Source organism: Nitrospirillum guaranorum (genome assembly GCF_034653275.1).
Classification (GTDB): Bacteria; Pseudomonadota; Alphaproteobacteria; order Azospirillales; family Azospirillaceae; genus Nitrospirillum.
The window spans coordinates 427,827-453,979 of sequence record NZ_JAYEES010000002.1 but is presented as its reverse complement, the minus strand read 5'-3'; the positions used below and the strand labels follow the sequence as shown (position 1 = coordinate 453,979).

Annotated in this window: 10 protein-coding genes; all 10 read right to left on the bottom strand. The window is 66.1% G+C overall.

Annotation, left to right across the window (positions count from 1 at the left end; translation table 11 throughout):
• Window positions 1-42: 42 nt before the first annotated feature.
• The gene (locus UAJ10_RS07660; RefSeq protein WP_322914791.1) at window positions 43-11,679 is read right to left on the bottom strand and encodes a hypothetical protein; all 11,637 of its coding nucleotides are present in this window, start codon (window positions 11,677-11,679) and stop codon (window positions 43-45) included.
• A gap of 501 nt (window positions 11,680-12,180) precedes the next feature.
• Window positions 12,181-13,650, bottom strand: a complete 1,470-nt coding sequence (locus UAJ10_RS07655; RefSeq protein WP_322914790.1) for an efflux transporter outer membrane subunit — start codon at window positions 13,648-13,650, stop codon at window positions 12,181-12,183.
• A 5-nt stretch (window positions 13,651-13,655) separates the two neighbouring features.
• Window positions 13,656-14,861, bottom strand: coding sequence for an efflux RND transporter periplasmic adaptor subunit (locus tag UAJ10_RS07650; protein ID WP_322914789.1), 1,206 nt, complete (start codon window positions 14,859-14,861; stop codon window positions 13,656-13,658).
• A gap of 65 nt (window positions 14,862-14,926) precedes the next feature.
• Window positions 14,927-18,121 carry an efflux RND transporter permease subunit gene (locus tag UAJ10_RS07645; protein WP_322914788.1) on the bottom strand — a complete coding sequence of 1,065 codons (3,195 nt, stop codon included), beginning with the start codon at window positions 18,119-18,121 and terminating at the stop codon, window positions 14,927-14,929.
• A 201-nt stretch (window positions 18,122-18,322) separates the two neighbouring features.
• Complete coding sequence (locus UAJ10_RS07640; RefSeq protein WP_322914787.1) at window positions 18,323-19,723, bottom strand: sensor histidine kinase; 1,401 nt, start codon at window positions 19,721-19,723, stop codon at window positions 18,323-18,325.
• Window positions 19,710-20,411, bottom strand: a complete 702-nt coding sequence (locus tag UAJ10_RS07635; RefSeq protein ID WP_322914786.1) for a response regulator transcription factor — start codon at window positions 20,409-20,411, stop codon at window positions 19,710-19,712. The genes UAJ10_RS07640 and UAJ10_RS07635 overlap by 14 nt, the downstream gene beginning before the upstream one ends.
• A 60-nt stretch (window positions 20,412-20,471) precedes the next feature.
• A complete protein-coding gene (locus tag UAJ10_RS07630) occupies window positions 20,472-23,354 on the bottom strand; it encodes a glycoside hydrolase family 127 protein (protein ID WP_322914785.1) in 2,883 nt (960 codons plus the stop codon).
• Between the two features lie 270 nt (window positions 23,355-23,624).
• Window positions 23,625-24,053, bottom strand: a complete 429-nt coding sequence (locus tag UAJ10_RS07625) for a pseudoazurin (RefSeq protein WP_322914784.1) — start codon at window positions 24,051-24,053, stop codon at window positions 23,625-23,627.
• A gap of 117 nt (window positions 24,054-24,170) precedes the next feature.
• The gene (locus tag UAJ10_RS07620) at window positions 24,171-25,040 is read right to left on the bottom strand and encodes a ParB/RepB/Spo0J family partition protein (RefSeq protein WP_322915016.1); all 870 of its coding nucleotides are present in this window, start codon (window positions 25,038-25,040) and stop codon (window positions 24,171-24,173) included.
• 5 nt (window positions 25,041-25,045) lie between these two features.
• Complete coding sequence (locus tag UAJ10_RS07615; protein WP_322914783.1) at window positions 25,046-26,074, bottom strand: AAA family ATPase; 1,029 nt, start codon at window positions 26,072-26,074, stop codon at window positions 25,046-25,048.
• Between the last annotated feature and the right edge of the window lie 79 nt (window positions 26,075-26,153).

The following is a 26,153-nucleotide window of genomic DNA, read 5'->3' as shown; positions in this document are numbered from 1 at the left end:
AGGCGGCGTCCCACGCGGGGCGCCGCCTTTTGTTCATCGGCCTCAGCCATGGGAGAAGGGAGGAACCAATATAGTGCTTCCCACCTGGACAAATCCGATGACGGCGGGATCACTGTAGTAATTGGTATAAGTCACCACCGCGTTGCCCGAGGTCAGCGATAACACCAGATCATTGCCAAACTGCTGGAAGGTAAGGCTACCGGGATCAACATCGGAGGAAAACACCAGCACGTTGGCGCCAGCTCCATCGGTTATGGTGTCGGAACCGCTGTTCAGGCCGAAGACGTAGGTGTCATTCCCCAACCCACCAGCAAAGCTGTCGTCGCCCGCGCCGCCTATGATGACATTATCCAGGTCATCGCCGGTACCGCTGAAGTCGCCACCGCCCGTGTAGGTCAGGTTCTCCACATTGGCGCCCAGCGTATAGCTCGCCAGCGTCGTGCGCACCTCATCCGTGCCGGCTCCCGCCGCTTCGGTCACCACGTCACCGGCGTCATCCACCAGGTAGGTGTCGTTGCCGGCGCCACCCACCAGCGTGTCCGCCCCGATCCCGCCATCCAAAACGTCGGCGCCGCCGCCGCCGGTGATGACATTGCCCAGCCCGTTGCCGGTACCGCTGAAGTTGCCACCGCCCGTGTAGGTCAGGTTCTCCACATTGGCGCCCAGCGTATAGCCCGCCAGCGTCGTGCGAACCTCGTCCGTGCCGGCTCCCGCCGCTTCGGTCACCACGTCACCGGCGTCATCCACCAGGTAGGTGTCGTTGCCGGCGCCACCCACCAGCGTGTCCGCCCCGATCCCGCCATCCAGAACGTCGGCGCCGCCGCCGCCGGTGATGACATTGCCCAGCCCGTTGCCGGTACCGCTGAAGTTGCCACCGCCCGTGTAGGTCAGGTTCTCCACATTGGCGCCCAGCGTATAGCTCGCCAGTGTCGTGCGAACCTCGTCCGTGCCGGCACCCGCCGCCTCGGTCACCACGTCACCGGCGTCATCCACCAGATAGGTGTCGTTGCCGGCGCCGCCCACCAGCGTGTCCGCCCCGGCACCGCCGTCCAGGACGTCGGCGCCGCCGCCGCCGGTGATGACATTGCCCAGCCCGTTGCCGGTACCGCTGAAGTTGCCACCGCCCGTGTAGGTCAGGTTCTCCACATTGGCGCCCAGCGTATAGCTCGCCAGCGTCGTGCGAACCTCGTCCGTGCCGGCACCCGCCGCCTCGGTCACCACGTCACCGGCGTCATCCACCAGATAGGTGTCGTTGCCGGCGCCGCCCACCAGCGTGTCCGCCCCGGCACCGCCGTCCAGGACGTCGCCGCCGCCGCCACCGGTGATGACATTGCCTAGCCCGTTGCCGGTACCGCTGAAGTTGCCACCGCCCGTGTAGGTCAGGTTCTCCACATTGGCGCCCAGCGTGTAGCTCGCCAGCGTCGTACGCACCTCGTCCGTGCCGGCACCCGCCCCTTCGGTCACAACGTCACCGGCGTCGTCCACCAAATAGGTGTCATTGCCAGCGCCGCCGATCAGCGTGTCCGCCCCCGCCCCGCCATCCAGGACGTCCGCACCGGCGCCGCCGGTGATCACGTTGGCCAAGGCGTTGCCCGTGCCGGTGAAGCCGCCACTACCTGTATAGGTCAGGTTCTCCACGTTGGCGCCCAGCGTGTAGCTCGCCAGCGTCGTGCGCACCTCATCCGTGCCAGCGGCCGTGCCCTCGGTGACCACGTCACCGACGTCGTCCACCTTATAAGTGTCATCGCCAGCGCCGCCGATCAGCGTGTCAGCGCCCGTACCACCATCCAGGACATCGGCGCCAGCGCCGCCGGTGATCACATTGGCCAAGGCGTTGCCCGTGCCGGTGAAGCCGCCACTACCTGTATAGGTCAGGTTCTCCACGTTGGCGCCCAGCGTGTAGCTCGCCAGCGTCGTGCGCACCTCGTCCGTGCCGGCGCCCGCGGCCTCGGTCACGACGTCGGTGACGCTGTCCACCACATAGACGTCATTACCCGTGCCCCCCACCAGCGTGTCATTGCCGGCACCACCGTCCAGGGTATCGTCGCCCGCGCCGCCCGTAAGGGAATCATTGCCGGCACCGCCGGTGATGACATTGTTTAGTTCATTGCCCGTGCCGTTGAACGCCGCAGACCCGATGTAGGTCAGGTTCTCCACATTGGCGCCCAGCGTGTAGTTGGCCAGGGTAGTGCGCACCGTGTCCGTGCCGGCGCCCGCATCTTCCCGCACCACGTCGCCGGCATTGTCCACGACGTAGGTATCGTTGCCCACACCGCCGATCAGCGTGTCGACACCGGCAGCACCATCGAGCGTGTCGTCTCCCGCCCCGCCGGTCAGTTGATTGTTCAGGATACTGCCGGTGCCGGAAAAGTTGCCGGTACCGATAAAGGTCAGATTCTCGACGTTGGCGGAAACCAGGGTGTAGGCGGACAGCCAAGTACGGATTTCATCCGTGCCACCACCCGAGTTCTCCTTCACCACATCGCCCAAATCGTCAACGTAGTAGACGTCGTCACCGGTGCCCGCCCCCATGGTATCGGCGCCGGCGCCGCCATCCAGCGTGTCATTGCCGGTGGCACCCACCAGACTGTTCGCCAGCTCGTTGCCGACACCGTAGAAATTGCCGCTGCCGACATAGGTCAAGTTCTCCACATTGGCACCCAACGTGTAGCGGGACGCCGTGGCCTTCACCTCGTCCATGCCGCCGCCGGCCGCCTCCACCACCACGTCGTTGGCGCTGTCGGCGAAATAGGTGTCGTTGCCCGAACCGCCGATCATGGTGTCGTCACCTGCACCGCCCGATATGCTGTTGGCGACCGCGGCATTGCCCTTGAGCACGTTGTTCAGTTCGTTGCCGACAATGGTGAAGCCCGCCGCACCGGCACCGCCGGTGTAGGTCACGTTTTCCACATTGGCGCTGGTCAGCGTGTAGTTCGCCAAGCTGGTCTGGATCTCGTCCGTGCCCTCGCCCGCGTTCTCGATGACCACGTCCAGGTTGGTGCTGACGATATAGACGTCATTGCCCGCGCCACCGATCATGGTGTCGGCGGCGGCGCCACCATCCAGCGTGTCATTGCCGGCAGCGCCGACCAGCAGATTGCTGAGGGTGTTGCCGGTGCCATAGAAATTGCCGGTGCCGACGTAACGCAGGTTTTCCACGTTGGCGCTAAGGATGTAGCTGGATGCGGTGGCCCACACCTCATCCGTGCCGGCACCGGTCTCTGTCACCACGTCGTTGGCATCATCCACCAGGTAGATGTCATTGCCCAAGCCGCCGACCAAGGTGTCCACCCCGGCGCCGCCATCCAGCGTGTCGTCACCAGTGCCGCCGGTGATGGTGTTTGCCTGGGCGTTGCCGGTGCCCTTGAAGCCGCCGGTGCCGGTAAAGGTCAGCTTCTCGACGTTGGCGCTGAGGGTGTAGGTGGCCGAGGTGGCCTGCACCTCGTCATTGCCCTCGCCCGCGTTCTCCACCACCACGTCATTGGTGCTGTCGACCTGGAAGATATCGTCGCCGGTGCCACCGATCAGGGTGTCGTCCCCCGCGCCACCGTTCAGGGTGTCATTGCCGCCGGCCCCGTCCAGCACGTCATTACCCGCGCCACCGGTGAGGGCGTTGGCGTCGTCGTTGCCGGTGCCGGTGAAGGCGTCGGCGCCGACATAGGTCAGCTTCTCGATATTGGCGCTCAGCACGTAACCGGCCACCGAGGACCGCACCTCATCGGTGCCCTCACCGGCATTTTCCCGCACGACATCGTTAAGGCTGTCCACGAAATAGACATCGTTACCGGCGCCACCGATCAGGGTATCGTCCCCTGCCCCGCCATTCAGCGTGTCGTTGCCGGCACCGCTGGTGATGACATTGCCCAGGGCGTTGCCCGTGCCGGTGAAGGCCAGGCTGCCGGTATAGGTCAGGTTGTCGACATCGGCGGTCAGCGTATAGGTCGCCACCGACGCCTTCACCAGATCCACGCCCTCGCCCGCCGCCTCGACCACCACGTCGCCGGCATTGTCGACCACATAGGTGTCGTTGCCGATGCCGCCGGCCAATATGTCGGCTCCCGCGCCGCCATCCAGCGTGTCGTCCCCCGCCCCGCCGGTCAGGCTGTTGGCCAGGCCATTGCCAGTGCCGGTGAAATTACCGGTTCCCAAGAAGGTCAGGTTTTCAAGATTGGCGCCCAGGGAATAGCTGGCGAGCCACGTGCGCACCTCATCCGTTCCGCCGTTGGGGTTCTCGCCCACCACGTCGCCGGCATTGTCGATATAGTAGACGTCGTTGCCCACCCCGCCATAGAGGCTGTCGGCACCGGCCCCGCCATCAAGCGTATCGTCGCCACCCGCGGCCAACAGGGTATTCGCCAGGTCGTTACCCGTGCCTCGGAAATTGCCGGTGCCCACATAGGTTAGGTTTTCGATATTGGCGCCCAGCACGTAGGTGGACGCCGTGGCCTTCACCAGATCCGTGCCCTCGCCGGCATTTTCCCGCACAACATCGTTGAGGCTGTCCACGAAGTAGGTGTCATTGCCGGCGCCGCCGACCAGGGTGTCATCCCCGCCTTTGCCATCCAGCACGTCATTGCCGGTGCCGCCGGTGACGAGGTTGTTGATCTCGTTACCGGTGCCGGTGAAGGCCGCAGTGCCCGTGTAGGTCAGCTTCTCGACATTGGCGCCCAGGGTATACACGGCCGACGAGGACTTCACCTCGTCATTGCCCTCACCCATGTTCTCCACCACCACGTCGGCACTGTTGTCCACGAGATAGACATCGTCGCCCAGGCCGCCGATCAGCGTGTCCGCCCCAACGGCGCCGTCCAGCGTGTCGTTGCCGGCGTTGCCGGTGAGGGTGTTGGCCGCGCTGTTGCCGGTGCCATAGAAGCCGCCGGTGCCGATGTAGGTCAGCTTTTCCAGGGGGCCACCCAGCACGTAGGTGCCGAGCGTGGTGCGCACCTCGTCCGTGCCGGCGAAACTCGCCTCCGTCACCACGTCGCCGACGTTGTCGACGATATAGACATCATCACCAGCCCCGCCGATGAGGGTGTCCGCCCCGGCGCCACCGTCGAGCGTGTCATTGCCGGCGCCACCGGTGAGGGTGTTGGCGGTATCGTTGCCGGTGCCATAGAAACTGCCGGTCCCGGTGTAGGTCAGCTTTTCGATGTTGGCGCTCAGCGTATAGCTGGCCGCCGTGGCCTGAGCCTCGTCAGTGCCCTCGCCCGCGTTCTCCACCACCACGTCGTTGGCGCTGTCGACCCGGAAGAGGTCGTTGCCGGTACCACCGATCAGGGTGTCAGCGCCGGCCCCGCCGACCAGGGTGTCATTGCCATCGCCACCGTTCAGCACATCGTTGCCGGCACCGCCGGTGATGGTGTTGGCCAGGGCGTTGCCCGTGCCGGTGAACGTGTCCGTGCCGATATAGGTCAGGGTCTCGATGTTGGCGCTGAGGGTATAGCTGGCCGCCGTGGCCCGCACCTCGTCCGTGCCCTCGTTCGCGTTCTCCACCACCACGTCGGCGCTGGAGTCCACGACATAGAGATCGTTGCCGGTGCCGCCCACCAGCGTGTCGGCGCCACCGCCGCCATTCAATGTGTCGTTACCCGCGCCCGCGCTCAGCGAGTCATTGCCCGCCCCGCCGGTCATGACGTTGTTCAGCGTGTTGCCGATGCCAACGAACGCGCCCGTCCCGATATAGGTCAGGTTCTCCACATTGGCGCTGAGGGTATAGCTGGCCGCCGTGGCCCGCACCTCATCGGTGCCCTCGTTGGCGTTCTCGACCACCACGTCGGCGCTGGTGTCGACGACATAGATGTCGTTGCCCGCGCCGCCGGCCATGTAATCGACACCGGTTCCACCATCCAGCTGGTCGTTGCCAGTCCCACCGGTCAGCGTGTCGTTGCCGCCCTTGCCGAATAGAACATCGTTGCCGGCCCCACCCGACAGGATGTCGTCACTGGCCCCACCGGTCAGCGTGTCATTGCCGGCATAGCCCACCAGGCAACTCTTGTCGTCCGTGGCGGTCAGCACGTCGTCCCCATTGGTGCCCAGGACGGGAATGTAATAGGGCAATGCGGGTCCGGTTGTGGGATAGGTCTTGGTGACGATGTCGAAGCCGTTGGCGGTCTGGCTGGCCCAGGCGGCGATGAGGCTGCCATCGGCCTGGGTCGCCAGGACCGGCTGGCTCTGGTCACCGGCCGTGGTGTCGTTCAGGCGGAACTCACCCCCCACCACCGCGTTGTTGGCATCATAGCGCTGGGCGTAGATGCCGTAGCCGCTACCATCCTCGCCGTTCGACCGCCAGGCGACAATATAGCCACCGTCCGCCGTGGCCACCACCGTCGGCTGGCTCTGATCCGCAGTGGTGTAGCTGTTGACCCTGATCTTCCCGCCAACCGCGTTACCCGACGCATCATAGCGCTGGCTCCAGATGTTGGCCGGATCAGCGTCATAACCCCCTTTATACTCCGGGTCGGTGGTCTGCCAGACGATGACGTACCCACCGTCCTTCAAGGCCGCTGATGCCGTATTGTGGTCGGTGTAGGGGGCGTACCCTTGGGGAAGGAAATAGCTCCCAACCGTGCCGCCGGACGCATCGAACCGCTGGGCATAGACATCCCACCCCTTGCCGCTTGTATCGCTCCAAGCCGCCCAGCTGGCGATGAAGCCGCCGTCAGGAAGGGCGGCTAAAGACACGTCCTCGACATTCGCAGACGTCCCCTGGTAGGTGCTTACGACGAACCGGCTGCCGAGCGCCGTCCCCAAGGCATTGAACAACTGCCCATAAAACACGGGTCCGGTGGCGTTACTTCCACCCCAGACGACAAGCATCGTCCCGTTCGCGAGCAGCACCGCCTTCGATTGCTTCCCATTCGCGGCGGAGGCGTACGCATCCACGGCGATGGTGGTCTGCGACCCGACTGCGGCCCCATTGGCGTCGTACCGCTGCCCGAAAACCTGTCGGCCTTCCCCGCCTTGCGTCCAGAAAATCTCAAAGCCGCCATCGGCCAGCGCCACTGTCGACGGGGCGGTCTGGTCCCCAGCCACAACGCTGTTCACACGGAACTCGCCGCCAACCTTTTGGCCACCCGCCGTGTAACGTTGCGCGTAGATGCCGGCGCCATCGCCGTCCTGCCCCGCCGACTGCCACGCCACCACGTAGCCGCCATCCGCCAGCACGGTCATCGATGGCGCCGTCTGCTCGCCAGTCACATAGCTGTTCGCCACCGTCTCTGCGGTGGGGGCAGCCTGGCTGGCCACCGCAACCGTATTGACGACCGTCGGTTCCCATTCCGTCCAGGCGACCCCATCGGAAAGGCGGACCATGATGACGTCTTGGCCCGCCGTGCCCGCCGCGATGAACCGCAAATTGGGTAGTTGTGCGGAGGTCACGGTCACAACGCTGCCGGCTGGTTGCGCCTGACCGTTCAGGATGAAGTACCCACGCCCAGCGCTCAGATCCTGAAACTGATAGGCGGTGGCAAGCTGGGAACCTGCATAAATCAACGTCATGGCCGAAACGGACTTCTGCGTCCCCAACAGCACCGTTCGCCCATCGGAATAGGGGGCTACCGCTGGATAATTCCGCGTAACGATGTCGAAGCCGTTGGCGGTCTGGCTGGCCCAGGCGGCGATGAGGCTGCCATCGGCCTGGGTTGCCAGGACCGGCTGGCTCTGGTCACCCGCCGTGGTGTCGTTCAGGCGGAACTCACCCCCCACCACCGCGTTGTTGGCGTCATAGCGCTGGGCGTAGATGCCATAGCCGCTGCCATCCTCGCCGTTCGACCGCCAGGCGACAAGATAGCCGCCATCCGCCGTGGCCACCACCGTCGGCTGGCTCTGATCCGCAGTGGTGTAGCTGTTGACCTGGATCTTCCCGCCAACCGCGTTACCCGACGCATCATAGCGCTGGCTCCAGATGTTGGCCGGATCAGCGTCATAACCCCCATTGTAGCCCGGGTCGGTGCTCTGCCAGACGATGACGTACCCGCCGTCCTTCAAGGCCGCCGATGCCGTATTGTGGTCGGTGTAGGGGGCGTACCCTTGGGGAAGGAAATAGCTCCCAACCGTCCCGCCCGACGCATCGAACCGCTGGGCATAGACATCCCACCCCTTGCCGCTTGTATCGCTCCAAGCCGCCCAGCTGGCGATGAAGCCGCCGTCAGGAAGGGCGGCTAAAGACACGTCCTCGACATTCGCCGACGTCCCCTGGTAAGTGCTTACGACGAACCGGCTGCCAAGCGCCGTCCCCAAGGCATTGAACAACTGCCCATAAAACACTAATCCGCTGGTATAACTTCCTCCCCAGACGATCAGCATGTTCCCATTCGCCAATTGCACCGCCTTGGGTGGGTTAGGCGCGACGGTACCATCCAGGATATAGCCAATCTGCGAGCCAACGGCGGCGCCATTGGCGTCGTAACGTTGTCCGAAGACCGGATAATTCAAGTTGCTGTACTGCTGCCAGATAACTTCAAAGCCACCATCAGCCAGTGCCACTGTCGACGGGTTCGTCTGGTTCCCCGCCGTCACGCTGTTCACACGGAATTCTCCGCCAACCTTTTGGCCACCAGCCGTATAGCGCTGGGCGTAGATGCCGGCACCATCGCCATCCTGCCCCGCCGACTGCCACGCCACCACGTAGCCGCCATCCGCCAGAACGGTCATCGATGGCGCCGTCTGGTCGCCAGTCACATAGCTGTTCGCTACCGTTTCCGGCGCCACCGGATACGTATTGCCGATGGGCGGGGTCGAGGTAACCGTGCTGGTGGCCCAGTTGGTCCAGGCATAGCCGTCGTTGATACGAACCGAGATCGTATCCGATGCGGGATTGGCGCCAGCCACGAACCGCAGGCTGGATAGCTGGGCGGAGGTGACGGTGATGACCTGGCCGGCCGCCTGGACCACACCGTTCAGCACGAAATAGCCGCTGTCCGGATCGCTGTTGGTATCAAGGAACTGATATGTGGCGACATATTGCTGGCCGGTGGAGACTAGGCCGGCGGCGGCGACGGAATCCCGCACCTCAATCACCGCGCTGCGACCCGCGACGGTCGGCAGGGCGGGTGCATATGTCTTGGTTATGATGGTGTTAAGGTTATCGGAATTCACGCTGGCCCAGGCGGCGATGATGCTGCCATCGGCCTGAGCCGCCAGGGCGATCTGGGTCTGGTCGTTACCCGTGGCGTCGTTCACGCGGAACTCACCACCCACCACCGCGTTGTTGGCGTCATAGCGCTGGGCGTAGATGCCGTAGCCTTGACCATCCTGACCATTCGACCGCCAGGCGACAATATAGCCACCGTCCGCCGTGGCCACCACCGCCGGCTGGCTCTGATCCGCAGTGGTGTAGCTGTTGACCTGGATCTTCCCGCCAACCGCGTTACCCGACGCATCATAGCGCTGGCTCCAGATGTTGGCCGGATCAGCGTTATAACCCCCATTGTAGCCCGGGTCGGTGCTCTGCCAGACGATGACGTACCCGCCGTCCTTCAAGGCCGCCGATGCCGTATTGTGGTCGGTGTAGGGGGCGTACCCTTGGGGAAGGAAATAGCTCCCAACCGTGCCGCCGGACGCATCGAACCGCTGGGCATAGACATCCCACCCCTTGCCGCTTGTATCGCTCCAAGCCGCCCAGCTGGCGATGAAGCCGCCGTCAGGAAGGGCGGCTAAAGACACGTCCTCGACATTCGCAGACGTCCCCTGGTAGGTGCTTACGACGAACCGGCTGCCGAGCGCCGTCCCCAAGGCATTGAACAACTGCCCATAAAACACGGGTCCGGTGGCGTTACTTCCACCCCAGACGACAAGCATCGTCCCGTTCGCGAGCAGCACCGCCTTCGATTGCTTCCCATTCGCGGCGGAGGCGTACGCATCCACGGCGATGGTGGTCTGCGACCCGACTGCGGCCCCATTGGCGTCGTACCGCTGCCCGAAAACCTGTCGGCCTTCCCCGCCTTGCGTCCAGAAAATCTCAAAGCCGCCATCGGCCAGCGCCACTGTCGACGGGGCGGTCTGGTCCCCGGCCACGACAGTGTTCACCAGGAATTCGCCGCCAATCTTCTGCCCGCCCGCCGCATAGCGCTGGGCGTAGATGCCGGCGCCGCTGCCATCCCGGCCTGAGTCCTGCCAGGCGACAACGTAACTGCCGTCCGACAAAACGCTGACAGATGGGGCCGACTGAACACCATCTCCATAGTTCCGGCCGACCTTTTCCGGCTGCGGTGTGTAATTGGTGGCCGCCGCGACCGTGGACACGGTGCTGTAGACCCAGTTGCTCAGGTCCGTGCCGTTTGAAAAACGGACGGCGATGGTGCTGCTCCCCGCGGCGTCGCGGCCCACGAACCGCAGGCTGGACAACTGGGCGGACGTGACGGTGATGAGCGCGCCCGCCGGCTGTGCCACGCCATTCAGCACGAAATAGCCGCTGTTTGGGTCGGCGCTGATGTTCTGGAACTGATAGACCGCCGCATACTGCTGACCAAAGTCGGCCAGGGCCTGCGCCGCGACGGAGCCCTGGATTCCAATCACATTCGTCCGGCTTTGCACCGTCAATGCCGGGGCGACCAATCTCTTGGTGATGATCTCGGTGACATCGGTGCTTGCGCCATTCCAGACGGCGATGACGCTGCCGTCGGCCTGGCCGGCCAGTACCGGCTGGACCTGGTCGCCCATGTTGCCGGAGTTCAGACGGAATTCAGGTCCCACCACCAGGTTGTTGGCATCATAGCGCTGGGCGTAAATGCCGTAGCCGTCACCATCCTGGCCATTGGTGCGCCAAGCCACTATGTAGCCGCCATCGGCCGTCGCCGTCACGGTCGGCTGGCTCTGGTCACCCGTGGTGAAGGTGTTGACCCTAATGATCCCGCCGACCGCGTTGCCCGCAGAGTCGTACCGTTGGGCGTAGATGTCGTAGTATGTCGCGGTGGTGATCGGCTCGCTGCCTTGCCAGACGATGACGAACCCGCCGTCCTTCAAGCCCACCGAGACGGTACCATTCTCCATGGTGGCGGCGCTGGTCTTGACCGGGAAATAGCTTCCGACCGCTGTGCCCGTGGCATCGAAACGCTGGGCGTAGATGTCTCCACCTTGCTGGTCGATGGACCAGCTGGCAACGAAGCCGCCATCCGCCAGCGCCGCAATCGACGGTGAGGTCAGCGTCGACGGCTTGTAGGTAGAGACCACGAAGCGGCCGCCCAGAACCGCACCCGTGGCGCTGAACAACTGGCCATAAACAGTGGTGCCGCTGGGGGTGGCATTCCCCCCCCAGACCATAAGCATCGTCCCATTCACCAACTGCACCGCCTTGGGCATTCCGGCCGTGGCGTTGCCGTCCGTGACGTAGGTGATCTGCCCCCCAACCGCCGCGCCGGAAGCGTCGTAGCGCTGGCCGTAAATCTGGTTGTTACCCTGGTCCCACAGGATCTCAAACCCGCCGCCGGCGAGCGCGACCGTCGCGGGAGCGATCTGATCACCGGTAGTCGTTGTGTTGACCCGGAATTCGTGGCCAAGTTTCTGACCCGCCGCCGTGTAGCGTTGAGCGAAAATCCCCCAACCGCTGCCATCCTCCCCGGAGGACTGCCACGCCACCACATAGCTGCCGTCCGCCATGACCGCCACCGACGGTGTCGTCTGGGCGCCGGCCCCGTACTCGTTGACGAAGACTTCGGGCGTGAAATCGTAGGGGCCGGGCATGGGGTTCTCCAAGGGATCGAAGGATCGGCACTGGCCAGCGCCCGGACAAGCCGGGGGCCTTCGCCGCCATCGGGGGCGGGCGTTGCCGGAACTGGTGGGATGGGGTTTGGGGATGGGGCGCGAGAGGTCGCCTAAGCGTCCATCATGCCGGGAGCGGAGGGCGCGGTTTCCACCTTATGCCCCGCCAGGGCCCAGTACCGGTGCTTTCCTTGCCGCCGCCAGTGCCCCGCGCCATGGCGGAGGTGCGTTTGACAGTTGCAATACACGGTGTAATCCCTGCCAGGGTTGCGCCTGCGGGAGCAATCAACCATGGCGCGGACAAGACTGCAAGCGACAACCCCTCAACGGGTGCGCCAATTTGCAGATTTGACTTATATCGACTGCGTGTGATTGTCGCAGGGCAATGCGCCGAAAACAGATGTTATTACATTTCAAATGATTAAGGCCGGTGAACACCTATATGGCACCCACCGGCCTTGGCGAGAACGATCTGAAAGTGCCTCAAGGCGCCTTGGTCGGAAGCTTCGGCAAGGTCATGGACTCGTCGTCGGAGGGGAGCGCGCTTTTGTCCCACCCCCCGCCCAGCGCGCGGATCAGGGCCACGTCGGCCTGCACCTGGCGGGTGTGCAGGTCCAGGCTGCTCTGCTGCGCCTCCAGCAGGGCCGTCTGGGCCGTCACCACCTCCAGGTAGCTGTCGGCGCCGTCGCGGTAGAGGTTGGTGGCCATGTCCAGGGTGCGCTGGGCCGCCAGGGTGCCGGCGTCCTCATCCTTGGCGGCCGTCCCCAGCCAGCGGATGGCGGCCAAATTGTCCTCCACCTCGCGGAAGGCGTTCAGCACCGTCTCGCGGTACTTGGCGGAGGCCTCGTCATGCTGGGCCACCGCCTTGGCCAGGCCGGCGTCCAGCCGCCCGCCCTCGAACAGCGGCAGGGTGACACCCGGGCCCACGGACCAGAAGGCCATGGGCAGCTTCAGCAGGTTGAAGCCCGTGTCCTGGAAGCCGCCCACGGCCTGCAACGACAGGTCGGGGTAATAGGCGGCGCGGGCCACGCCGATGCCGGCGTTGGCGGCCAGCACGTCGCGTTCCGCCGCCGCCACGTCCGGCCGCCGCTGCAGCAGGGCGGAAGGCAGGCCCGTGGGCACGGCCGGCAGGGTCGGCGTCCACCGCACGGGCGAGAGGGTGAATTCCGCCGGCGCCAGGCCCACCAGGGCCGCGATGGCGTGTTCCATCTGCGCCCGCTGCGACGCCACCTGCGAGACCTGGGACCGCGCGGTGTCCAGCTGGGTCTCCGCCCGCGACACGTCCAGCCCGGCCACGATGCGGCCCTGGAACATGGTCTGAGTCAGGCTGAGCTGCTTCTCATAGGCCGTGACCGTGTCGGCCAGGATGTGGGCGCGTTCGTCCAGGCCGCGCAGCGTGAAATAATCGCTGGCCAGCTCAGCCTGCAACCCCAGCCGCACCGAGGCCAGGTCGGCGGCGCTGGCCTGCGCCTCCGCCCGGCCGGCGGCCACCTGGTTGCGCACCTTGCCCCAGAGGTCCAGCTCATAGGACGCCGAGGCGCCCACGGTGTTGGCACCGTAGACGTCGCGCTGGCCGGCGCCGCGCAGGGGCCGGTCCTTGGACTGGCGGTTGCTGCTGAGGCTGGCGGTGCCGTCCACGCGCGGCAACAGGCCGGCGGAGACGGCGGCGGCATCCGCCCGCGCCTCGTCATAGCGGGCCAGGGCCACGGCCAGCGTGGGGTTCGCCTGCTCGATCCTGTCCTCAAGGCCGTTCAGCACCGGGTCGTTGAAGGCCGTCCACCAGGGGCCGCGCGCCTGCTGGTCCGCCGGCTGCGCCGGCTGCCACGGGGCGCCGCCGGCCTCCTTGAAGGCGGGCGGCAGGTCGAGGTGCGGCGGCTGATAGTCCGGCGCCAGGTTGCAGCCCGCCAGCGCCAGCAGCGCGCCACCGGCCATGAGAGACTTCGTGAAAGACATGGCTGTTACCGGTCCGCCTTGGTGGTGCCCGCGGCCGCTGCCGCCACCGTGCCCACCCCGTCGCCCGCCCCGGCCAGGCGCACCACGTCGCCCGACACCAGTGTTTCGGGCGGGTTGTCGATGACCTTGTCCGTGGGCGACAGACCGGCCACGATCTCAACGCTGTCACCCATGTCGCGGCCGATGGTCACCGGCTTCAGTTGCGCCTTGCCATCGGGCCCCACCACGGCCACCTCGGCCCCCTTGTCGCTGGGGACCAGGACGGTCGCTGGGACCTTCACCATGTCGGCGTTGCTGGGCACCTGGAAATGCACCTCGGCAAAGGTGCCGGGCGTCAGCAGACCATCCGGGTTGTCGGCCTGAAGTTCCACCAGCATGGTGCGCGACGCCTGGCTGACGGCGTTGGCCGTGGTCACCAGCGTGGCGTCGAAGTGCCGTCCGGGATACTGCGGCAGGTCGAAGGTGGCCTTGACCCCCGGGGTCAGCAGGCTGGCGAAGGCCTGCGGGATCTGCACGTACAGGCGCATGCTGTGCAGGTCCGAGACCTGGAACAGTTCCTGGCCGGTCCCGCCGCCGGCGTTGATCAAGGCGCCCACGTCGGTGGTGCGGGCGGTGACCACACCGTCGAAAGGCGCCACGATGCGCTTGAACGCCGTCAGCGCCTCCAGCCGGCGGACGTTGGCGGCAGCACTTTCCACCGCCGCGCGCTTGGCGGCGCTGTCGCCCACCTTCTCATCCGCCGCCTGCTGCGACACCGACTGCGAGGCCACCAGCGCCGCCCAGCGCTTGGCCGTCAGGTCCGCCAGCTCGGCGGTGGCCTTGGCCTTGGCGAGATCCGCCTTGGCCTGTTCCAGCTGCTGGTCCAGGTCGGGGGTGTCGATGGTGCCCAGCAGGTCACCCGCCTTCACCTTGGCGCCGATATCCTTGTCCCAGCTTTTCAGGTAGCCGCTGACCCGGGCATAGATCGGCGCCTGGGTGTAAGCCTGCAGCGTACCCGGCAAGGTCAGCGTCTGCTGCGCCGCCCCCCGGCTGACGGGCGCCAGCGCCACGGTGGGAACGGCCTGATCGGCGTTCCACTGGACCAGTTCGCGGGTCGCCCGGGCGCGGTCGGTCAGGCCGACGACGACGATGGCGCCGGCGACGAGCAACGCTGCCCCGCCCAGCAAGGCCAGGCGGCGGGGATTGGGGGTGGTGATCTGGGCGGTGGACATTTAACGGGTCGCTCCTATCCGGGACGGCGGCTGCGGCTCAGGGAAGGGTGGGGTCGGGAAACGGGTCAAACGGGCGCCGGTGCCGCCTGCCCGCCTGCTTCATGGGCCCGCTCGTGATCACGGGCGTGCACCAGGCTGAACAGCGCCGGCACCAGGAACAGCGTGGCCAGCGTGGCGAAGACCAGCCCGCCGATGACCGCGCGGCCCAGGGGGGCGTTCTGCCCCGGCTCGATGGCCATGGGCGCCATGCCGATGACCATGGCCAAGGCCGTCATCAGCACCGGACGGAAGCGCGTATGGCCCGCTTCCATGGCGGCGGTCAGCGCGTCGACGCCGGCGGCCAGCCGTTCCCGGGCGAAGCTGATGACCAGGATGCTGTTGGCCGTGGCCACGCCCATGCACATGATGGCCCCCGTCAGCGCCGGCACCGACAGGGTGGTGCCCGTGCCGAACAGCATCCAGATGATGCCGGCCAGCGCGCTGGGCAGGGCCATGACGATGACGAACGGGTCCATCCAGGACTGGAAGTTCACGACGATCAGCAGGTAGATCAGCACGATGGCGAAGGCCAGGCCGATGAACAGCTGATGGTAGGCGCTGGTCATGGTGGTGACCTGGCCCTGGATTTCCACGTGGCTGGCCCGCGGCAGGTCTGCCGCCATGCTGTCGACAGCTTGTCGCACGTCGGCGGCGATGGCGCCCAGGTCGCGATCCTTGGGCGTGGCGTAGATGTCGATGGTCGGGCGCACGTTGTAATGGGTCACCACCGCGTCCTGCCGCCCCCGGCTGATCTGCGCCAAGCCGCCCAGCAGCTGGCCGGACTTGCCGGCGGCGGCCGGCGTCAGCGGCATGGTCTGCAGCCCGGCCATGGTGTCGATGTCCCGCTGCGGCGTCTGGATGGAAACGGGGTAGGAGATGCCGTTCTTGTGGTTCAGCCAGAAGGTCGGCGCCGTTTGCGTGCTGCCGGCCAGGGTGTCCAGCATGGTGGTGGCGGCATCCTTTTCGGTCAGGCCCACCAGGCCAGCCAACGACCGGTTCACCGCCACCTTCAGCGAGGGCAGCTGGAAGGCCTGTTCCACCCGGGCGTCGGCGACGCCGGGAATGCGGGCGATCTTGGCCAGCAGCTTGTTGGTGTAGGCGCGGTTGGCCTCAAGGTCACTGCCGACGATCTTCACATCCAGCGGCGCCGGCAGGCCGAAATTCAGCACCTGGGTGGTGATGTCGGCCGGCAGGAAGGCGAAGGTCGTGCCGGGGAACAGGCGCGGCAGGTCGTGGCGCAGGATGTCCACATAATCGTCGGTGGGGGCGTGATCCTTGTTCAGCGCGATCAGGATGTCGGCGTCCTCCACCCCGATGGTGCCGCTGTTGCCGTAGGCCATGTTGATGCCGCTGACCGGCAGGCCGATGTTGTCGACCATCCCGCCCAGGTCCTTGGCTGGGATCACATGGCGGATGGCGTCGCCGACATGGTCGCAAAGGCGGCTCATCTCCTCGATGCGCAGGCCGGTGCGGCCGCGGACGTGGATCTTGATCTGGCCGCCGTCGACGGCGGGGAAGAAATTCTGACCCAGGAAGGGCGCCAGCCCGAAGGTGCCCAGGGATACGGCCAGGAACCCGCCGATCATCCAACGGCGGTTCCGCAGGCCCAGCAGCAGCAGGCCCTGGTAGGTGGAGCGCACCGCCTCGAACCCGCGTTCGAAGGTGCGCTGGAACTTCACCAAGGGATTGCGCGTGGCCGCGCCGTGGACATCGGTGTGCAGGCCATGGCCGGCGTGGGTCTGATTGCGCAGCAGATAGTTGGCCAGCGTCGGCACCAGGGTGCGCGACAGCACGTACGAGGCCATCAGGGCGAACACCACCGCCTCCGCCATGGGGCGGAACAGGAAGCCGGCGACACCGCCCAGCCCGAACATGGGCACGAAGGCGATGCAGATGCACAGGAGCGACACGGTGGCCGGCACCACGATCTGCTTGGCGCCGTCCAGGATGGCGGTCTCGATGGGCTTGCCGTGCTCCAGGTGCCAGTTGATGTTCTCGATGGTCACGGTGGCGTCGTCCACCAGGATGCCCACGGCCAGCGCCAGCCCGCCCAGGGTCATGACGTTGATGGTCTCCCCCAGGACGGACAGGGTGGTGATGGACGCCAGGATGGCCAGGGGAATGGACACGGTGATGATGAGCGTGGACCGCCAGCTGCCCAGGAAGAGCAGGATCAGCAGGCCGGTCAGGCCGGCGGCGATGACACCTTCGCGGATCACGCCGCTGACCGCGTCCTTGACGAAGATGGACTGGTCGCCGATGGGGGTCAGGGTCACGCCGTCGGGCAGGGTCTTCCGCACGTCGGGCAGGCGCTTGTAGACGCCGGCGATGATGTCGAGGGTGGAGGCGGAGCCGGCCTTCAGCACGGACATCAGCACCGCCTTCTTGCCATCCACGTGCACCACGTTGGTCTGGGGCGGGCTGCCGTCGTGGACATTGGCGACATCCCGCATATAGACGACGGCGCCGTTCACGGTTTTGATCGGCAAGTCATTGAATGTGCTGATGTCGACTGGGGAGTCGTTCAGGTCCACCGGGTATTCCAGCTTGCCGATCTTCTGGGTGCCGGCCGGGGTGATCAGGTTCTGCACCGACAGGGCGGCGGCCACGTCGTTGGCCGATAGGCCGTAGGCGTGCAGGGCCTGCTGGTTCAGGTCGATCTGCACCTGGCGCACCTTGCCGCCATAGACCGAGGGCAGCACGGCGCCCGGCACCGTCACCAGCTGCGGCCGGATGGAATTCTGCGCGATATCGTTCAGCCGCGTTTCCGACAGGTGGTCGCTGGACAGGGCCAGCTGCAGGATGGGGACGCTGGCGGCGTTGAAGGTCAAGACCTGCGGCGGGTTGATGCCCGGCGGCATCTGCTTCAGCACCGTCTGCGAGATCGCCACCACCTGCGCCTGGGCGGCGTTGATGTTGACGCTGGGCTGGAAGAACACCTTCACCACCCCGAAGCCCTGCATCGACTGGGATTCGATATGCTCCACATCATTCACGGTGGAGGTCAGTGAGCGCTCGTAATAGCCGATGATGCGCCCGGCCATGTCGTCGGGCTGCAGGCCGTTGTAGGTCCACACCACGGCGATAACGGGAATGCCGATGTCGGGGAAGATGTCGGTCGGCGTCTTCACCGCCGACGACACGCCGAAGATGAGGATCAGGATGGCCATCACGATGAACGTGTAGGGCCGGCGCAGCGCGATCTTGACGATTTCGATCATGACGGCACCCCCGGCAGCGGGCGGGAGCGATGGGCGCGGGGCCGGCGATGGTCATTCATGATGCGGTGCGACACGTCTCGTGATCCCTCGAGAGCGGGTTCGTGAACCCAACACCTTGGGAAATAGGGGACGTCTCACCGAATTGGGATTAAATAATTTTTTTGGTTGCGGTGCAAAACACCGCCATAAATTGCACCGAACCTACGGCCAAACGCCTGGGTTTCCAACCGCTTCGCCGCCCGCTGCGCCGCAAACAAGCGCAATGATGGCGCCCGAATCGTTGCCCTCGATCACCAATTTGAAGCCATGCAGGGCCGCGATGGCCTGCACCAGCGACAGGCCCAGACCGTTGCCCTGGACGTGGCGGCTTTTATCCAGGCGGTACAGGCGACGGACCACGGCCGCCCGTTCCGCCGGAGGAATTCCGGGACCGGTGTCCGACACCTCCACCACCGGCACAGCGTCCCCGCCGCCACCGCCCATGCGGGTGCGGATAAGGACACGCCCACCCTCGGGCGTGAACTTCACGGCGTTGTCCACCAGGTTGGCCACCGCCTCGATCAGCAGGTCACGGTCGCCGATCACGAACAGGGGCCCCCTGTCCTCCCGCGCCAGCGTCACCCCCTTGGCTTCGGCCAGGGGCTCGTACAGGTCGAAGACCTCGCCCGCCACCTCGGCGAGATCCACGGTGGTGAAGCCGGCCTGGCGGCGGCTGTCCTCCAGCTCGGCGATGCGCAGCAGGGCCGTGATCATGCTGAAAGCCTTGTCCAGGTCGGCCAGCGCCGCCTCAGTCCCCCGGCGCAGTTCCTCGGGCTCATCGGCGGTCAGACCCCGTTCCAGCTTGGCGCGCATGACCGACAGGGGGGTGCGCAGGTCATGCGCGATGTTGTCGCCCACCGCCCGGATCTCATCCAACAGATGGACGATGCGGTCCAGCATCTGGTTCACCCGGGCCGACAGCTGGTCCACCGCGTCACGGTTGCCGGACAGGGGCAGGCGCTCCCGCAGGTCGCCGCCCATGATGCGGCCTATGGTCTGCTGCACGGTCTGCACCCGGCGGCGGGCCCGCGCCCCGCCCAGAATGCCGGACGCCAGCACCAGGGCCACGGCGGGCAGCAGGCCGGCGATCAGGGTGCGCGCCACCACCCGTTGCAGGGCCAGCAGCTCATCCATGGCGCGGCCCAGCACGACGGTGCCGCCATCCGCCCGTTTGGCCGCGGCCAGGATGGCCGGCTGGGGCACGTCGGTGTCGTTGGTCTGGATGTCCAGGCGGTGGCCCTTGTCATCGATGGGCAGGTCCGGCGGCAAGGCATCCAGGTTGCCATAGCGCAGCTTGCCGTCCGCGTCGAACCAGGCGGCCACGGTGACGCGGTGATAGTCAGACATGATGCGGACCTGCAGCTGGTACAGCAGGATGTCGTCGCGCGTCTGCGCCGCCACCGCCGCCTCCTGCACCAGGTCGCGCTGCATGCGCCGCGTCTCCATCTCGCTGGTTTGCCAGTAGATGAAGCCGAAGATCAGCAGCATGCCCACCGACAGCGCGGCGGCGAAGCCCAGCGCCAGCCGGAACGGCCCCGCGCGGAACAGGTCAGTCCGCCGCACGGAGCATGAACCCGGCGCCACGCACGCGATGGATCATGGGCAATTCCCCTACCTCATCGATCTTGTGCCGCAGTTTGCCCATGTGCACGTCGACCACGTTGGTCTGCGGCACGAAGCGATAATTCCAGACATCGGTCAACAGCATGGCCGGCGTGATCACCTGGTCCGGCCGGCGCATCATGTACTCCAGCAGCTTGAATTCCCGAGGCAGCAGCGGCACCTCCCGCTGCCCCCGACGCACGGTGCGGCTGAGCAAATCCATTTCCAGCGATCCCACCCGCAGGGTGGTGGCGCGGGTGTCTGGCGGGCGGCGGCGAAGGGCCTCGACACGGGCCACCAGTTCCGCCACGGCGAAGGGCTTGGTCAGGTAGTCGTCGCCGCCGGCGTTCAGGCCGCGCACCCGATCATCGACCGAGCCCAGGGCGCTCAAGACCAGGATGGGGGTGGAGATGCCCTCGTCCCGCAGTTCCTGCACCATGTCCAGCCCATCCATGCCGCCGGGCAGCATGCGGTCGGCGATGACCACCGCCACGCTGCGATCGGCCCGCAGCACCTCCAGCGCCGCGGCGGCGGTGACGGAATGGCTGACGGTATAACCCCGGGCTTCAAGGCTGGTGACGATCTCCCGCGCCATGTCGGGCTCGTCTTCAACCAGGTGGAGGTGGGCGATGGTGTCGGAGGAAGGCATCAGGGGCAGTTCCGGGAAGGTCCTGCCCCTTAATCTAGTGCGTCACCATGGTCTTGGGAATTAGGCCACGGCGATCCACACCTGCGAATGCCGGGCGTGGCCGCGATCGCGCCCCTCCGGTTCCCCCGTGGCATCGGCCGCCACCACCTGGCCTTGGGCGCCGATGGCGTAATTGATGCCGGAGTCGGTGCCGCCGACGCCACCGGCCGCCGACGGCAGGCGGTTCATGCGGGCGTAGTTGGGGATGGCCAGCATGGGCGTGCCATCCTGCCACTGGCCCTTCAGGGCGACCACGCCGCCCAGCAGGTCGGGCCGCCATTCGGCGGTCACCGGTGCCGCCGCCAGCGGCTGGTCGATGGATGGCTGGTCGGCCTTCTCCACGTTGTAGACCAGCGGGCCATAGCGCAACGCGACCTTGCCCCGGGTCGCCTCCACCTTGTCGTCACCGGTCACGCGCTGCACGGCCAGGGGTAGGACGAAGTCGACGCGATCACCGGCCGCCCATTCCCGCTCCACCACCGCATAGCCCTTTTCCATGCGGTACCGGACGGCCTTGCCGTTCACCGTCAGGCTCTCCAGCCCGCGCACCGGGGGCACGGCGGCGTAGAGGGCGCTGGTGGCGCGGTCGGGCACGCGGATGCGCACGGCGAAGGATGTCGTCTTGGCCGGGTTGACCGTCAGGGCGACCGCCCCTTCCCACGGATAATTGGTCTTCTGCACCATCTCCACCGCCGTGCCGGCAACGTCGCCCACGTTCACGCGGCTGCCGATGAACAGGTTCACGTTCACCCCCGCCTTGTCCTTGGCATAGGCCCAGGTGGGCACCATCAGCAGGGTGCGCGGAATGTTGCCGACGCAGCAGGGGCAGACATGCCAGGTAGTGCGTTCGGTATCGACCAGCGGGTTGGTGTAACAGAACGTTTGGCCGTCCAGCGCCGTGGAGCCCAGCAGCGCGTTGTACATCGTCTCCTCATAAAGGTCGGCGTACTTGGCGTCGTGATAGGCGATGTTGAGCTTGTACTGGAAAAAGATCAGGCCGCAGCTGGAGCAGGATTCACAGTAGGCGTCGTTGCGCAGGGCGTAATTTTCGCCGAAGCCCTCCGCCGTGTCGCCGCTGCCCACGCCGCCGGTGACGTAATACTTCTTGTTCACCATGTTGTCCCACAGGGACAGCACGGCGCTCTGGTAATCGATGTCGCGGGTTTCCGCCGCGATGTCCGCCATGCCAGAGTAGAAGTACATGGCCCGCACGGCATGGCCCACCGCCTCGTACTGCCGGCCGGGCGGCAGGTGGCTCTGGTCGTACTCCGACCCGCCGCGCCGGCTGTCCAGCAGGAAGCGCGCCAGCCGGATGTAGGCGTCGCCGTGGCCCTGCCCCTCCATGTCGTTGACGAAGCGGCCGAACCGCACCAGCGCCTGCTCCATCTCCTGGTGCCCGTCGAACCACTCCTTCTTGCCTGGGCCGATGTTGGCGACCCAGCAATCCGCCAGTTTCTTGGCCGCGTTATAGAGGCGCAGGTCCTTGCCGCCCGTCAGGGTGTGGTGGTTGATGGCGGATTCGATGAAATACCCGGCGACATAGCCCTCATGGTTGCCGCGCTGCTCCGGCGACCAGCGCGCCGGCCATTTGGCGCGGTCGGCCAGGGTGTAGGCGGTCTGCAGATAGCCGTCCGGCTCCTGCGCCGCCAGGATGACGGGTATCCATTCCCCCAGCTTGCGGCGCATCAGGTCCTGCGCCGCGATGATCTCCGTGTCGCCCTGCGGATCGACCATCAGGGCGATGCACATGGATTCCACCGTCTGGTGCACCCAGGCGTTGGAAAAGACATAGCCCTTGTGGGTGCCGTGCGGCTCCCCGCGCAGGGCCTTGCCCGCCTCGATGAAATTATCCAGGCCGCCCTGCCCGATCTTCAGGTCCGTGCGCTCGCAATAGTCGATGCAGTGGGGGATCCAGCGGGTGATCAGGGCCTTGGCCCGGGACGACCACAGGGGGCTGTCGATGGCGTAGGGGGTGGTGTAGACGACGTCCAGCCGCTCGTTCGGGGGCGGCGTTTCCGCCCGCACCTTCAGGGTGGACTGCGTGGTCTTGCCGCCTGCCTTGGCGCTGAGTTGCAGCACGTATTCGCCCGGGGCGGAGAAACGCGCGGTGGTGTCGACGCGCGTGGCGTCGGCGAAACTGACGCTGCCTGGCCCGCTGACCTTGTGCCACAGGGCCGCGGCGCTGGGGGCGGCGTCCAGGGTGCGCACCCTGCCGTCCAGGTAGGTTTGCCCGCCCAGCACGACGGCGCGGTCCTGGCCGGCCGTGACCAAGGGCGGAAACACCGGCACGGCGCCATGGCTCCACACCCGCCACTGCAACACCCCGACGGAGGACTTGGCCGCCGGGTCGATGTCCAGGCGCAGCCGCGTGGTGGTGACGGGATCGAAGGTGGTGCGGTTATAGGTGTCCGGCGCCAGACCCAGCCCCTGCGCGTTGCGCACCGGCACGAAGCGCTTGCCATCCCAGGCCGACACCCGCCAGCCGGTGGGCAAGGCCCCCTTCCAGCCGCCCAGCCACCAATAGACGTCAACCACGTTGGTGCGCACCGGCACGTCCCAGCTGTATTCGATCCAGGCGGGACCGGAATGCGGCTCCGTCGCGAACGCGCCCTCGGTATCATCCTTTGAGTTGGTGGGCACGGCGTTGGTGTTGATGGCCGCCAGGCGCGTGCCGCTGGAACGGTTGGACCAACTGGTGCGGGCCATGACCGCCAGGTTGACGGGCGTCGGGGCCGCCGCCAAGGCCGCACGGCCGCCGGCCAGCCCCACAGCCAAAGCGCCGCCGCCGGTAGCGGCCAGGAAGCGACGCCGGTCAACCACGTCTGGCGGCGTCACGCGTCCATCGATCGGGCCGGCCTGTGCCTCGGTCACGGAAACCGTGGTCTGTTCAAGTGTGCTGGTCATGTTGTTCTTTCCCTCTGGCCGTTCGGGCCTGTCCGCTGATCGCCAGCGGCGGCCCCGTGCCTCCCTGCCATAGTATTATCATATGACTATTAAGGGGGTGGGTCAACCCGAGCACCAGAGGGGAGGGTCGCGCTATCGGTGACGCAGGAACGCCAAGGCCACTTTCACCATGTGTCGCGGTGGTTCGCCTGACGCCCACGGTCTGTGCCGTGCACCGACGGAGGGGCAGGGGAGCCCCCTCCCCCACCATTCTCCTGTATTTCCAATGCTTTACTTGGCAGCAGCCAACAGTTTCTCAAACGCGGCCTTGGCCTTGCCGGTTTGCGGCACCGCCTTGGCAGCGTCCAGATTGGTGGGCGTGCCGACCACGACGACGCCAACCATGCCCATGCCATAGTGCGGCTTGCAGCGATAGCCGTAGACGCCCGGCTTGTCGAAGGTGACGGTGAGCGTCTCATTGGGCTTACCGGTGAAAGCCTGGGCGCCATCCGGCAGCATGCCGGGGATGCTTTCCACGTTGTGGCCGGCATCGACGGACTGGAAAGTCACTTTGTCACCGGGCGCGATCTTCACCAGGGCGGGTTCGAACACGAACATGCCGTCAGCGCCCTTGTTCAACATCTTGACGACATGCTCGGCGCCAAAGGCCGGGGCCGCCAAAGTCATCAAGGCCACCAGCGCCAGGGGAAGGGAACGCATCTCTACTCTCCATCATGGGATAAAGCGGAACCGGATCCATCACCCGGCCCGCCCCTTCCCTACGACGGCAGAGCATTCACGTCTTTGCGCTGGCGCAATGATTCAGGATCGTGGTCTTTATCCCAGCAGGGAGTCAATGGCGGCGCGCAAAGCCCGCAGCCGCTCGCGGTCCTTGTCCTTCAGCGCCGTGGGCCGCAGGGAGCGCAAGTTGCTGACCAGCCGTTCCACCGACGCCAGGTTCACGCCCGGCGCGGTGATGCCGGTGGACGGCTTGCCCTCCATCACCTCCGGCGCCTGGTCCTGCGCCTTGGCGGCCCGGATGGTGCGGATGCTCAGCGTGCCGCTACGCGCCGATTGAATCAGTCGCTCCCGCACCGCCGGCTCATCCACCCGGGATAATTCCACCAGCACGTTGCGCGACAGGCCCAGTTCTGACGTCAGAACACCGTCCAGGATATCCTCGGGCAGGCTAAGGATGCGCAAGGTGGCACTGATTTCGCCCTTGGTCTTGCCCAGCGCCTCCGCCGCCTGGTTCTGGGTCCAGCCCTTGCCGTCGATCAGACGCTTCAGGCCGCGGGCCTCTTCGACCGGCGTCAGGTCCACGCGCTGCAGGTTTTCGATCAGCGCCAGCACTTCCGGGTCGCCGCTATGCTCGATCGCCAGGATGACGCCCCAGCCCAGGCGCTGGGCGGCCCGCCAACGGCGTTCACCCGCCACCACGACCCAACGGCCGCGGTCCGCGGGATCACGGCGTACCAGGATGGGCTGTAGCTGCCCCTGCTCCGCCATGCTGGCGGCCAGGCCATCCAGCTCTTCTTCCGAAAACAGCTTGCGCGGCTGCTCCGGATCCGGCGCAATGTGGTCGACCTGCAGTTCGATGCTGTGGTGGAAGCGGCTGTCCCGCGACATCACCAACTCGCCCGAGGCCTCGCCAATCATGGCGGACGCGGCCCCCAGGATGGGGGAGGGTCGTTTCTTCACCGTCATGGCGCTCACGCCTCGCTCTCAACAGGAATCAGGTCAATGTCGGCACGGACCAGGGGCCGGCCAGCGATGATGCAGTCCGCCAACTTACGATAAACCGCCGTGGCGGACGAGGTGGGCGATGCCTCCAGCGCGATGCGGCCGTTGCGGGCGGCGTGTCCGAACACGGCGCTATCGGGCACCGCCTCCAATACCGGCACCTTTTCGCCCAGCGCCGTCACCAGATGGGCCAGCACCTCGCGGTCCACAGACTTGCGGCGGCCGAACTGGGTGGGCAGGATACCGGACAGACGCAGGCCGGGGTTCAGGCGGCGCTGCACCTTATGGATGGTGTTCAGGATCAGGCCCACGCCCATGGTGTCATAGGGCTCGGTCCGCACCGGGATCAGCACCTCCTGTGCTGCGGCCAGGGCCATCCATGTCAACATGCCCAGGTTGGGTGGGGCGTCGATGACGATGAAGTCATAGCCGGCGCGCACCGTGTCCACCGCCTCGCGCAAGGCGGCGTCGAAGCCCGGTTCCCGCCGACCGTCGGTTTCCGACAGCTCAATATGGCTGGCCGCCAAATCGAAGGGCAGGGGGACCGCGGTTTCCACCATGCCCGGCTTCAGGATGGCATCGGCCATGGCGCGGTTCTGCAGGATGACATGAGCCATGGTGCGGCCCTGGCGATAAACCTCCACCGCCGCGTCCGCCAGCAGGGCCACGGTCGCGGTCGCCTGCGGATCCATGTCGATCAACAACACCCGGCTGCCCGATTGGCCCAAGGCGTAGGCCAGGTTCAGGGCGCTGGTGGTCTTGCCCACGCCGCCCTTCTGGTTGGCCAGCACGAAAACACGGGCGTTGCGCGGCTTGTGCGACGCGATCTGTTCCAACTCGGCTGCAACATCGTCCGGAATGGGTTCCTTGCCATTTTCCCAACGGCTGATCTTGGGCTTGTCATACGAGCGGGACAGGCGCTGGTTCAGCATGTCCTTCAAATCGCCCTGGCTTTGCCGCAGCATCTGGCGCAGCTCACGCATCCGATCGCCGTTCATCGCCTATCCTTTATTTCTCAGGCCCGGTTCTGACGTCAGAACCTGCCAGGGAGACCATCAAGTGTCAACGACAACGTTG

Coding starts and splice junctions, on each gene's coding strand:
- UAJ10_RS07650 (WP_322914789.1), bottom strand. CDS start 14,861: ATGTCCACCGCCCAGATCACCACCCCCAATCCCCGCCGCCTGGCCTTG.
- UAJ10_RS07660 (WP_322914791.1), bottom strand. CDS start 11,679: ATGCCCGGCCCCTACGATTTCACGCCCGAAGTCTTCGTCAACGAGTAC.
- UAJ10_RS07635 (WP_322914786.1), bottom strand. CDS start 20,411: ATGCCTTCCTCCGACACCATCGCCCACCTCCACCTGGTTGAAGACGAG.
- UAJ10_RS07620 (WP_322915016.1), bottom strand. CDS start 25,040: ATGACGGTGAAGAAACGACCCTCCCCCATCCTGGGGGCCGCGTCCGCC.
- UAJ10_RS07655 (WP_322914790.1), bottom strand. CDS start 13,650: ATGTCTTTCACGAAGTCTCTCATGGCCGGTGGCGCGCTGCTGGCGCTG.
- UAJ10_RS07625 (WP_322914784.1), bottom strand. CDS start 24,053: ATGCGTTCCCTTCCCCTGGCGCTGGTGGCCTTGATGACTTTGGCGGCC.
- UAJ10_RS07630 (WP_322914785.1), bottom strand. CDS start 23,354: ATGACCAGCACACTTGAACAGACCACGGTTTCCGTGACCGAGGCACAG.
- UAJ10_RS07645 (WP_322914788.1), bottom strand. CDS start 18,121: ATGATCGAAATCGTCAAGATCGCGCTGCGCCGGCCCTACACGTTCATC.
- UAJ10_RS07615 (WP_322914783.1), bottom strand. CDS start 26,074: ATGAACGGCGATCGGATGCGTGAGCTGCGCCAGATGCTGCGGCAAAGC.